This window comes from Flagellimonas aequoris (assembly GCF_003584165.1).
GTDB classification, from domain to species: domain Bacteria; phylum Bacteroidota; class Bacteroidia; order Flavobacteriales; family Flavobacteriaceae; genus Flagellimonas; species Flagellimonas aequoris.
Window position 1 is genome coordinate 1 of the sequence record NZ_QXFJ01000018.1, and the last position, 12,800, is coordinate 12,800.

Annotated in this window: 8 protein-coding genes; 7 read left to right on the forward strand and 1 reads right to left on the reverse strand. The window is 44.2% G+C overall.

Going from position 1 to position 12,800, the window contains the following annotated elements; genetic code table 11:
* On the forward strand, positions 1-816 hold an 816-nt coding region (locus D2U88_RS07895), incomplete at its 5' end, for a PorP/SprF family type IX secretion system membrane protein (protein WP_147378556.1).
* 122 nt (positions 817-938) lie between these two features.
* On the opposite strand, the gene D2U88_RS07900 is transcribed toward D2U88_RS07895, so the two are convergent.
* Positions 939-2,276: an alpha-L-fucosidase gene (locus D2U88_RS07900; RefSeq protein WP_119639818.1), complete on the reverse strand. Its 1,338-nt coding sequence runs from the start codon at positions 2,274-2,276 to the stop codon at positions 939-941.
* Positions 2,277-2,648: 372 nt separating this feature from the next.
* On the opposite strand from D2U88_RS07900, the gene D2U88_RS07905 reads away from it, so the two are divergent.
* The 6 genes from D2U88_RS07905 (at position 2,649) to D2U88_RS07930 (ending at position 12,669) form a co-directional block, all read left to right on the forward strand.
* On the forward strand, positions 2,649-3,467 hold the full coding sequence (locus D2U88_RS07905) for an SDR family oxidoreductase (RefSeq protein WP_119639819.1): 819 nt from the start codon (positions 2,649-2,651) through the stop codon (positions 3,465-3,467).
* 175 nt (positions 3,468-3,642) lie between these two features.
* A complete protein-coding gene (locus D2U88_RS07910) occupies positions 3,643-4,836 on the forward strand; it encodes a multiheme c-type cytochrome (protein WP_119639820.1) in 1,194 nt (397 codons plus the stop codon).
* Positions 4,837-5,001: 165 nt separating this feature from the next.
* A complete protein-coding gene (locus D2U88_RS07915; RefSeq protein WP_119639821.1) occupies positions 5,002-6,723 on the forward strand; it encodes a GMC family oxidoreductase in 1,722 nt (573 codons plus the stop codon).
* A gap of 3 nt (positions 6,724-6,726) precedes the next feature.
* The gene (locus tag D2U88_RS07920; protein WP_119639822.1) at positions 6,727-7,437 is read left to right on the forward strand and encodes a gluconate 2-dehydrogenase subunit 3 family protein; all 711 of its coding nucleotides are present in this window, start codon (positions 6,727-6,729) and stop codon (positions 7,435-7,437) included.
* Positions 7,438-7,685: 248 nt separating this feature from the next.
* Positions 7,686-10,892, forward strand: a complete 3,207-nt coding sequence (locus tag D2U88_RS07925; RefSeq protein WP_119639823.1) for a SusC/RagA family TonB-linked outer membrane protein — start codon at positions 7,686-7,688, stop codon at positions 10,890-10,892.
* Positions 10,893-10,914: 22 nt separating this feature from the next.
* Positions 10,915-12,669, forward strand: coding sequence for a RagB/SusD family nutrient uptake outer membrane protein (locus D2U88_RS07930; RefSeq protein ID WP_119639897.1), 1,755 nt, complete (start codon positions 10,915-10,917; stop codon positions 12,667-12,669).
* Positions 12,670-12,800: the final 131 nt, after the last annotated feature.

The window sequence follows — 12,800 nt, forward strand, 5'->3', positions numbered from 1 at the left end:
CCGAACTATACCTTTTACCGGTACAATATGAACATCTATAACCCCGCTTTTGCGGGAAGTTCGGAGTCGGCAGAACTCTCGTTGGGCATCAGGAGCCAATGGGCGGGCATCCAAGGGGCACCGGAGAGCCAAAGTGCGATCTTCGGGATGCCGATGGGCAGGAACCTTGGCCTCGGGGTCTCCATCCTGAACGACAAGACCTTTATAGAGCACCAGACCTGGGTGGCCATCGATGTGTCCTATCACATACAGTTGGATGGGGACCATACATTGTACTTTGGTATCAAGGGGAGCGCGAATTCCTACGATGCCAATACCGATGGATTGATCACCTACGGAGTGGGGCAGGACGGGGCACTTGTGGGCTACGAGAGCCGTTTCACGCCCAATGTGGGCGCCGGGGTGTTCTTGAAGCACGACAGGTATTTTGTTTCGGTGTCGGCACCGAAGCTGTTGACCCCTGACCGTCTCCAGGAGCGTGATGGCAATGCCTACCTGGGTGTGGACCGTATGCACGCCTATCTGAGCGGGGGGTACACCTTTCTCCTCGGCAAGACCCTGGATCTGAAGACCATGGGGATGTTCCGTTACGCGGATGCCTCGCCCATGTCCCTGGAACTTACGGGGATCTTGGATTTCGGGGAGCGTTTTGAATTCGGTGCCTCCTACCGTTTCGATGAGAGTGTCAGTGGCCTGGTGCTGTTCAATATCAGCAACGGGCTGAACATAGGGTATGCCTATGAGACCGCCCTGCAGAGCCCGATCAATGGGTTGGACAACAACACCCACGAGCTTTTCATGAGATTGAGGATGTAACGGGAAGAAGCATGGGAAAAGAGCAAAAGGGTTGCATTTACAAATGCAACCCTTTTTATTGGTATATGATTTTCAATTTCTGTATCCTAATAGGTAAAAACGAATATCAGATATGGCAAAAGTTACTTTAAGGTAATTTCTACAATGGTATCCACACTATCGATTTTGTCATTAGGTACTTCTACGAACAAACCAAACTTGTTTTGTTGAAAAACCAATTTGGATTGGTCTGGAAACAGTTTCACATCTTTGATCTTTTTCCCAAAATCTTCCAAGAAAACTTTCTGGCTTCCATCCAAAATGTGTAGAAAAATGGTATTGCCTTTTCTGGTCGTGGCAAATTTGTCGTTGGGAAGAAAAGGCCCGGCCATGGTGCCATAGATGGTGGGACCATTTGTTCGCATCCATGCGCCCATTTCTTCAAGGGATCGCTGATGTTCTTCTTGGATTTTTCCGTTGGGCATGGGCCCTACGTTGAGCAGTAGGTTACTTCCATAACCAGCAGCTTTTACAATATAGTGGATGAGTTCTTCCTTGGATTTGTGCTGTCTGTCCTGAAGGTTGAATCCCCACGATCCATTGATGGTCTCGCACACTTCCATGGGCAGTTGGCCAACATCCGATGCCGAGGTACCAAATCCCGTGGTATTCTTTCCAGGAAGATCTTTTTCGAACATCTGGAAATCCTCGCCTTCAATGGGTGCCAAGTGATGGTTGTTACCGATCAAACATTGGGGCTGTAGCTCATGGATCAAGGTATAGATTTCGTCATAATGCCAGTCTACCTGTAGTGCCCCGAACCGTTTGCCATCCCAGAGTTTTTGATCCCAATGCCCATCAAACCAAATACCTGCAATTTCACCATAATTGGTCAAGAGTTCGGTCAACTGGGCCTTCATAAAGGCGATGTACTTGTCCCATTCCCCGGCACCACGTCCAGCGATGTCGTTGCCGGTTCTCCCACGCGGATAGTAATCATCATTGTGCCAATCCAATAGGGAATAATAGAAAAAGAGCTTGATACCTTCTTTATGGCACGCATCCGCCAATTGTTTCAAGACATCCTTTCCGTAGGGAGTACTGTCGACAATGTCATAATTATTGGCTTTCGTGTCGAACATGGAAAACCCGTCATGGTGCCTACTGGTGATGGTGATATATTTCATGCCGGCATCCTTGGCCATTTTCACCCATGCCTCGGCATCAAAGCCGGTCGGATTAAAAAAAGTGGGTAGTTTTTCATAAGCCTGTATCGGAATATTTTGGTTGTTCATCACCCACTCACCATCTCCCAAAATGCTGTAGACACCCCAGTGGATGAACATCCCGAACTTGGCCTGTTGGAACCACTTTCGAGCTTCTAGATTTTCTTTGGTGGGTTCATAATCTTTTTGACCTTGACCAAATGATAGCGTGGTGAATAGGAGTAGAAAAAAGGAAAGTGTTCGGTTGGTTTTCATGGTACGGTTGTTTGTTGGTATCAAGATAATTTTTTTTGCATTGGATCGATATATCTCATTTTCTTTTTTTTTGAAATAAGGGATTATGCTTTGTTGCCCATGCTATACCCATAGAGTATTGGCCCATCTGCGATGCCAGCTTTAACTGTTCTGGTGTTTTTGGGAATCCCATCCATCACTGGTATCGATGGAACTGTAGAAAACGTCAACTTTGCCATTAAACTTTGAAGATTTTATTATTCAAATGCCTTTTTGTTCCTCTTTTGATTTTTTTATTGCTTTAAAACTTATAATTTAGCATCCATGTCCAAAGTACACAGAAATAACAATTTTTGAAAAGAATCACCAAGCAATTAAATCGATAAAACGGGTATGGGCAATACATTATTCGATATTTCAAACAAGGTAATCCTGATTACAGGAGGAACGGGTGTGCTCGGCAGTAGTATGGCGGAGTATCTATTATCGGAAGGTGCAAAGATTGTTTTATTGGGACAGACTGAGGGAAAAGTGAAATCCAAGGTTGCTGGGTTCAAGCAAAAATATACCCATGTTCTTGGATTTTCCGGGAGTGTATTGGACAAGGATTTTCTGGAAGCGGTAAAGAACAAGGTGGTAGAGGAATGGGGCCGGATAGATGCACTTATCAATGCGGCGGGTGGAAATATGCCTGGTGCGGTAATTGGTGAGGGGCAGACCATCTTCGATTTAAACATGGAAGATTTTAGGAAGGTTTCCGAATTGAATCTGGATGGCTCCGTAATCCCTTCCTTGGTTTTTGGAAAGCTAATGGCGGACCAAGGCCATGGATGTATCCTCAATGTTTCTTCCATGGCGGCCACAAGGGCATTGACGCGGGTTGTGGGGTATTCGGCCTCCAAGGCGGCCATTGATAATTTTACCAAATGGATGGCCACCGAACTTGCCTTGAAGTTTGGAGAAGGCCTTCGGGTAAATGCTATTGCCCCTGGATTTTTTATCAGCAATCAGAACAGAAAACTGCTCCTAAATGAAGATGGCAGTTATACCGACCGTGGAAAAAAAATAATTGATAACACCCCTATGAAGCGTTTTGGAAATGCAGACGAATTACATGGTGCCGTACATTGGCTCATCAGTGATGCCGCCAGCTTTGTGACAGGGGCCATCATACCAATCGATGGAGGATTTAGTGCATATAGTGGTGTATAAATCAGGGATGCGGAAGGGAATGGATATATCTCCACGTCTCTTAAGTATTTTGGCCTTGAGTTTTATTACAATTTCGGTATCCCATTAAAATTATGTTCCTTAGATGCCTCTCTAATAGGTTAATGAATTTTCGTCCGTGTCTTTTAAATCTAAAAAAAAGGTTTCAATAGTAGTTTTGGTAACGGTAGCCATCATTGTGGCCATGGTTTTTGTTTTTCAGGATAAAGCGGAATATCAAACTCTTCCCAAAACGATGCCGGTCCACTACAATGGTGAGCAATTTGCAGGGTCACAATCTTGTATCCCCTGTCATCAAGACATTTATAAAACCCACATCAACACACCCCATTTCAACACCTCCGCAATTGCGGCCGAAGAGACGTTGAAAGGACCTTTTGATGATTCGTCACATGAGGTGGAACTCATTGACGGTGTGATACGGATGGTACATGAAGGAGATTCATATTATCAGACCATATCTTCCAAAACTTCAGGGGAATTGATGGATAAGTCCCGTTTGGACATCGTTGTCGGTTCAGGGGTTAAGGGGCAATCTTATCTATCGTTCAAAGAAGATTTTCTGATACAGTTACAGGCTTCATATTTTACACTTACCGATGATTTTATCAACAGTCCCGGTTATCCTAACTATAAGTTTACCAGATCAGTCACGGATAATTGCATCAAATGCCATGTAACGTTTGCCAAGAACGGGGATTTTAAGGGAAACACCAATATTTATGAACGAGAGTCCTTTATCTATGGGATAGATTGTGAAAGGTGCCATGGTCCGCTTCAGAAGCATGTTGATTATAGAACCGGGAAGCTGCAGCAAATGGATCATGATGTGGTGATCAAAATAGACACATTGTCAAGACAATTAAAAATGGACATTTGTGTCCAATGCCATTCAGGATTGCGTGCCATTCAAATAAAGGGCAACCCCTTTTCATTTGTCGCAGGGGAGAGCTTGGACGAGTATGCCAAAAACTACAACTTTGGGCGGCCAGATGCACAGCTTGATGTGCATGGCAACCAGTATGGTCTTCTCAAAAGCAGTGAATGCTTTCGAAACTCGAGTACTATGAGTTGTACCACCTGTCATGATCCACATAGGAAGCAACGTGGAGAAACGGAGTATTTTAATTCCAAGTGTATCGAATGCCATGCCTCCCCAAAAGACCTGCACCAAAACTCAAACTTGAATTCTTCCGATCTTAACAATTGCATCAGTTGTCATATGCCCCTCTTTCCTTCCCAAACCATGAAAGTGCAACTCGGAAATGATACTCAAGAAACATCGGTCAATATCCGGACACATTTGATCGGTATCTATGTGGATGGGATACTTCAAAAACGGAAAAACTGAACGTTTAAGAACTTGAACACCGGTTAAAGCACCACAGGCTGTCCACCAAGAAAAACCTCATATTTTATAAAATTCTTGAATTTGGGCCCATTTTGTTCCCAACTCCCTAAATCCCATAGGTCATAATAGTATTTTCCCTAACGAATAATTCAAAGAAAATCTATTATGCAGATAAAGGAAGCGCCGGAATTATATGATGTAATCATTGTAGGTTCTGGAGCGGGAGGTGGTATGGCAACGAAGCAGCTGGCAGATGCCGGATTGAATGTTGCGGTGGTGGAAGCGGGTCCATTTTTTGATCCCGCTGATCCCAAAACCATGACCCAATTAAAGTGGCCCTACGAATCCCCAAATAGAGGCGCTGGTACCACTAGGGCCTTCGGGGGTTGGGATATGGCCTATGGCGGATGGGAAATAGAGGGCGAACCCTATACCCATGAACCTGGGACAAAGTTTGATTGGTTTCGTTCACACATGTTGGGAGGTAGGACCAATCACTGGGGAAGAATTTCACTTCGTTTTGGCCCAAAGGATTTTAAGGGAAAAACCCGTGATGGACATGGGGATGATTGGCCCATAGGGTATGAGGATGTAAAACCCTACTATGATAAGGTGGATAAACTTATCGGGGTCTATGGTACCAATGAAGGATTGGAAAATGATCCTGATGGATTTTTTCTGCCCCCACCAAAACCACGGCTGCACGAACTCTTTTATATAAATGGGGCCCAGAAATCGGGAGTACCCGTTATCCCAGGTCGTCTTTCCATGTTGACCAAGCGGATTAACAAGGACAGAGGGGTTTGCTTTTACTGTGGACAATGTTCAAGATCTTGCTCGGTATATGCTGATTTCTCTTCAGGAAGTTGTTTGATATTCCCAGCGCAAAAAAGTGGGGGTAAAGTCAAAATATATGTCAATTCGGTAGTTCGAGAGGTAACAACCAATGCCGAAGGAAAAGCTACCGGGGTATCCTATGTCAGCAAAGATGACCTAAAAGAGTACAAATTGAAGGGTAGGGTAGTGATACTTGCGGCTTCCGCCTGTAGTTCTGCCAGAATTCTATTGAATTCGAAGAGTAAACAACACCCAAATGGGTTGGGAAACAGTAGCGACCATGTAGGCAGATATTTGCATGATTCCACTGGTGCTAGTCGCGCTGCATTTGTTCCAGCTCTCATGAACCGTAAGGTTTCGTACAATGAGGATGGTACTGGAGGTATGCATGTATATTCGCCCTGGTGGGGAGATAACAGCAAATTGGATTTTCCCCGTGGTTATCACATCGAAGTGGGGGGAGGCATGCGTCAACCCAACTACGGCTTCGGTTTTAATGCGAACGAATTCAACAAGTTTTTTGGCCTCAATGTTGGGGGTTATGGTGATGTTCTTCGGGACGATGTAAAGAAATATTACGGCTCCGTGGTTCACATGGCGGGTCGTGGGGAAAGCATCGCTAGAAAGGAAAACTATTGTGAGATAGACCCCACTACAGTAGACAAATTTGGAATTCCTGTTCTAAAGTTCAATTATCGGTGGTCTGATTTGGAAGTGAAGCAGGCCAAGCACATGCAGGACACTTTTGAGGAAATCATCCACAACATGGGTGGCGAACCATTGGGAGATAAACCTTCTGCTGATATTGACTACGGACTGCTTGCTCCCGGACGGATCATCCATGAAGTAGGGACCACTAGAATGGGTGACGACCCAAAGACTTCAGTGACCAATAAATTCAATCAATTGCATGATGTTGATAACGTGTTCATTGTGGACGCAGGCCCTTTTACGTCCCAAGCGGACAAAAATTGTACCTGGACCATCTTGGCCCTATCATGGCGGGCATCGGATTACATCATAGAACAATTGAAACAACAAAATCTTTAGTACATGGACAGAAGAAAAAGTATACAAACCATCATCATGGGGGCTGGTGCTTCTGCCCTGATGTTCCACGGTTGCAAGACCGATACGGATATGGATGTTCCAGTTGCATCGGACAATAATGCCTATTTCGGAAGAACCCCGGAAGAACTGGAACGCATTGAAAAATTGAAGGCCATCCAGTTGTTCAACGAACATGAAATGGAGACCATTATCTTGTTGAGTACGATTATCCTACCTCCAAAGGAACCTCATGGGGGACCGATTGAGGCGGAGGTACCTGAATTTATCGAATTCATTGCCAAGGACATTCCAGAATTGGAACTCACTTTAAAGGGTGGCCTCATGTGGTTGGACCACCAAAGTAATGTCCTCTTTGATCAGGAGTTTAAAAAGGCATCCACGGATCAGCAAAAACAAATTTTGGACACCATTGCATTTCAGGATGTGGAAAAGCCATTGGATGAGCAACCATTGGAAATACAATTTTTTGCACTGATGCGGAATCTGACCGTTACCGGATATTATACTTCCAAAGTCGGCATAGCTGATTTAGGATATAAGGGAAATCAACCGAACATTTGGGATGGTGTACCGCAAGAGGTACTCGATCAGCATGGGGTGTCCTATGATCCCAAATGGATTGCCAAATGTGTGGACCAGAGCAAGCGGAATGAAATAGCGGAATGGGATGAAAACGGGAACCTGTTGACCTAGGATTTTTACTTTACATGGAAATTCTTAAAACATTCCAACGGTATGATTTTAAGAATTTTATTTTCAAATACATAAAAAGAGGTATGATTTATTATAAAATTCATGAATTTGAAGGTTTAAAATAGCGCATATCTTATTAAGTGTGAGCTTTAAAATATAAGTTTACCATACACAACTATGTTTTGTTCCATTTGCCAGAGTAGATGGAATCTATATTGATTAACTAACACAAACCTAAAATTGAACTTATGAAAAAACCTTTTTTCAAGAGAATTATTTTTTTGGCTGCTGTACTTTGCATGGGTTTTGCACAGGCCCAGACCGTAACGGGTACGGTATCCGATGAAACGGGACCCTTACCGGGCGCCAACGTTCTGGTCAAGGGAACCACAAATGGAACCCAGACAGACTTTGATGGAAACTACAGTATCAATGCACCTGGTGATGCAACTTTGGTGATCAGCTATATTGGATACAGGACGGTAGAAGTCCCAATCAATAACCAAAGCACGATCAATGTAATCCTAGAGGAGGATGCCAACCGGTTGGATGAGATTGTAGTAACGGGTTATGGATCGCAGGCCAAAAAGGACCTGACAGGTGCGGTCACCGTGGTAAACACTGATGAACTTAAATCAGTGCCCGCGACCACTTTTTCCCAACAGTTGCAAGGTAGGGCAGCAGGGGTTACGATCGTTAACGATGCCCGACCAGGAGGTGAGGCAACAGTGCGTATCCGTGGTTTCGGAACACTGGGGAACAATGACCCTCTCTACATTATAGATGGTGTGCCATCCCAACGCCAATCTAACCTGAACCCAAATGATATTGAATCATTGCAAGTATTGAAAGATGCTTCTTCTGCTTCTATCTACGGTTCTAGGGCGGCAAACGGGGTTATTATCATCACCACCAAAAAGGGAAAAATGGGGAAACCCACCATAACCTATAATACGTACTATGGTATTCAATCCCCTGCTAAAGATGCAGAGTCATTGAACGCTGAAGAACTCGGAAGATACTTGTATTTGGCCGATTTATATGCAGGTAAGACCCCCAGTCATGGACAGTACACATTTGGGCCTAATGGTGAGGTGACCATACCTGACTATGTTTTCCCTAGTGGTGCCAATGAGGGAGACCCTGGCACGGACCCAAGTCTTTATGCCTTGGAACCAGGTAATATTTATGCCATTACCCGTTCTGCCGATACCAATTGGTGGGATGCAGTAACACGGTCGGCGCCCATTCAAAGCCATAACATTTCAGCTTCAGGAGCAACAGAATCTGCACGTTATGCCTTTAGTCTTGGTTATTTCTCTCAAGAGAGTATAATAAAGTTTGCTAGTTATGACAGGGTGTCCTTGAGGGCCAATACCGAGTTTAGGACATTGAACAAGAAATTGACCATTGGGGAAAATTTCACCACATCCTTTGATAATCTAAAAGGAAATGTGTCCAATGATGATGAGCAAAGTCCGGTTTCCGGTGCTTACAAACACCATCCATTGCTTCCCATTTATGATATTGCCGGTAATTTTGCAGGTAGTAGGGGGGCCAACCTAGGGAACAATTTTAACCCATATGCACGACTATATAGGGATCAAGACGATAGAAGATACGGTCTACGACTATTGGGGAATGCTTATGCAAACTATGAGTTGATTCCGGGTCTTGATCTACGTACCAGTTTTGGTGTGGATGCAAGGGTACAAAGAGTAAAGAATTTGGACCGTCCACAGCCTGAATATGTGGAGGGGAACTTTATCCGAAGCTCGGAAGCCAGGGAGCAATATGAATATCAGTGGACATGGACCAATACATTGACCTATGCCAAAACCTTTAACGAGGTCCATAATTTTAAGGCGTATGTGGGTGTGGAATCCATTCAACAATTTGAAGAACGTTTTGAGGCCCGTCGTGAACGATATGCTTTCGGAACCACCAATATTTTGAGCTATCTGGATTTGGGTGATGCCACAACGGCAACCAACAGGGGATATGTATTTCAGGATTATACCTTATGGTCACAATTCGGTCAGTTGAACTATGACTATGACGGAAAATATTTGGCCCAGGTTATTCTGAGGAACGATTCCTCGTCCAGATTCCAACAAGCCTCCAGAAGTGCATTTTTCCCTGCCTTCAGTTTGGGTTGGAGGATGTCGGATGAAAAGTTCATGGATAGCGTAACTTGGATCGATAACTTGAAACTTCGATATGGTTGGGGTAAAACAGGTAACCAGCAAATTGGTGATTATAATGCCTATACCACTTATCGTTCAGATATCCTAACGGGAGGTTACCCCATTGACGGTTCCACCGGTTCCCCACAGATTGGATTTGCTCCTAGGGCATTCGGAAACCCAAATGCCAAATGGGAAGCAACTACCTCCAACAACATCGGTATGGACTTGGTGATGTTGAACAATAAGTTGTCCGTTAACTTGGATCTTTGGAAAAGGGTCACCACGGACATGCTGATCAACGTTCCGGTTACCTATACGGCAGGACAAGCAGATGAACCTGCTTTCAACGTTGGACAAATGACCAATAAGGGTATTGATTTAGGAATTAGCTATGGTGATAAAAAAGGAGATTTCTCCTATGAGGTAAGTGCCAACATTTCTACTTATAAGAACAATGTTGATGCCCTTGAAGGTGAAAGTACCAGGATTTTTGGCCAAAGTAGAAGGATTCCCGCTCTATCAATAACAGAAGCAGGTTCGCCATTGTCTTCTTTCTACGGGTTCAAAACTTTGGGGATTTTCCAATCACAGGCTGAGGCCGATGCATGGGCCCCTTATGGCGATTACAACGCGCCAGGTAAGTTCAGGATTGCCGATATCAACAACGATGGGGAAATCAACGATGATGACCGCACCATTATAGGTAGCCCACACCCTGATTTCACTTATGGTATCAACATTAATTTGAGCTATAAAAATTTGGATTTGAACATCTTTGGTAACGGATCGCAAGGTAACGATGTGTTCAACTACGTGAGATATTTTGCTGACTTCAACACTTTCCAAGGGAATAGGAGCAAAAGGGCATTGTACGATGCATGGCAACCGACCAATCCAACGGCCGATCCGAGTACTTGGGTAGCGGCCAATCCTGGTGCCACATCGCCTATTATGGATGCCAATGACCAAATTAGTAGTAGGCCTTCTTCCTATTTGATTGAGGATGGAAGTTTCTTCAGGTTGAAGAACATTCAGTTGACCTATAATTTTCCAGAGAAAATTATATCCACCATTGGTTTGGACAGGGCCCAAGTATATGTGCAGGCACAGAACATAGCCACCTTTACCAAATACACAGGTCTTAACCCCGAAGTTCAATTGAGCAACGCGGACGACTCAAGAAGGAACCTTACCCTAGGTTACGATGGAGGTTCCCAGCCAGTGGCCAAAACCATAAGTTTGGGGTTGAATGTTACACTTAAATAACGAAAACTAAATGTTTATAGAAATGAAAAAGATAATATCGACTTTACTTGGAACACTTGGCTTGCTTGCTTTGGTACTGAGTTGTAATAACGATTTTTTGGACAGACAACCACAGGGTCAGTTCAGTGAAGCGGATGTTGCTACATTGGATGGTGTCAACGGTCTTCTGCTCGGTGCCTATAAAATGGTGAACGGTAATGGTTTGGAAGGTCAAACTTGGCATAACGACATGCAAAACTGGGTGTTCAATTTGGCCTCTGACGATGCTTTGAAAGGAACGGATGCTGGTGACCAGCCAGAGCAATCCTTCATTGAGGCATATGACTTCCAATCGTTCAATGTTCACATTAGGGACAAATGGAGAGGACTTTATAAAGGAGTTGCCGCCGCAAACAATGTCATCAAAACTTTGGAAAAAGTGGAGGATGCTTCTGATGAGCAAAGACAGCAAATTATTGCAGAGGCTCGATTCTTAAGGGGATTGTTCCATTTTGAAGCTAGAAAAATGTGGAGAATGCCTACCTATATCAGCGAGGAGAATTTTGATCTCAACGACCTTGAAAGTACCAAAGTTCCCAACGATCGCGAGATCTGGCCGTTCATTGAAGCTGATTTTGCCGCAGCGGCAGCCGTTTTGCCAGAAACACAAAGTGAAGTGGGAAGACCGACCAGTTGGGCAGCCAAAGCATTTTTGGCCAAGGCCAAAATGTACCAGGGATGGAACTCGGATGGTTCTGCCAATACAGCTAAATTACAAGAGGCCAAACCTATTTTGGAGGATATCTTGAATAACGGCCCCTTCACATTGATGGACAAGTTTGAGGACAACTTCTTGGTAGCCACCCGAAATAACTCAGAATCTATTTTTGAGGTGCAATATGCTATCAGCAGTGCTACCGGAGATGCTTCTAACGTTGGGGTCGGACTTGCACATCCATATATCGATCCTTGGGGTTGTTGTGGATTTTATCAAGTGTCACAAAATTTGGTGAATGCTTTCAAGACAGAAGGCGGTTTGCCCATGTTGGATACTTTTGATGATGAAGATGTACCTTCCACCGTTGATCCAGTTACCACATTGTCCACTTATGATGGGCCATTAGATCCACGTATCGACCATTCTGTGGGTAGACCAGGTATCCTTTACAAAGGGTTTAAGATTTACCAAACCGATTTCGTTCGTGACCTTACCTATGCCGGACCATTTTTCAGCATGAAACATGTGGCCGAACCAGAGGCTTTTGGACAAGGTGGATGGGGTAACCTTTCTGCCAACAACTACAGGGTTATGCGTTTGGATATGATCATCCTTTGGCTTGCAGAAGTGGAAGTAGAAGTTGGAGATTTGGAAGTGGCCAGAGGCCTGGTTAATCAGATCAGGGCCAGAGCGGCAAATCCAGATGGTTTCGTCCCTATGGCCACTCAAGGTGAGGAACGAAACGACTTTACCATCGTTGAAGGAACTCCTGCTGCCAATTATGACATTGCTGAATATACTACTCCATGGACAGATAAGGATGTGGCCAGAGAAGCTGTGCGCTTCGAAACCAGATTGGAGTTTTCCATGGAAGGACACCGCTTTTTCGATCTTCAGCGCTGGGGGATTGCTTCCGATGTGTTGAACCAGTATTTACAGAGTGAGTCCCAACATAGAACCTATTTGCAGGGTAGATCCTTTCAACAGGGTAAAAATGAATTTTTCCCAATCCCGATCGAGGCCATCGATAGGTCCGTAAAAGACGGTGCACCTACTTTGACCCAAGATCCTGCATACTAAAAATTGAAATAATTATTTTTAAATGCCTAAATTCAAAAGGCCTTGATAGTTTTATCATGGCCTTTTGGAATTATGGGAGTTAGCATAATTTCCAAAAAAAAATCCAGTTCAGTTTTAATGGATAAATAGTT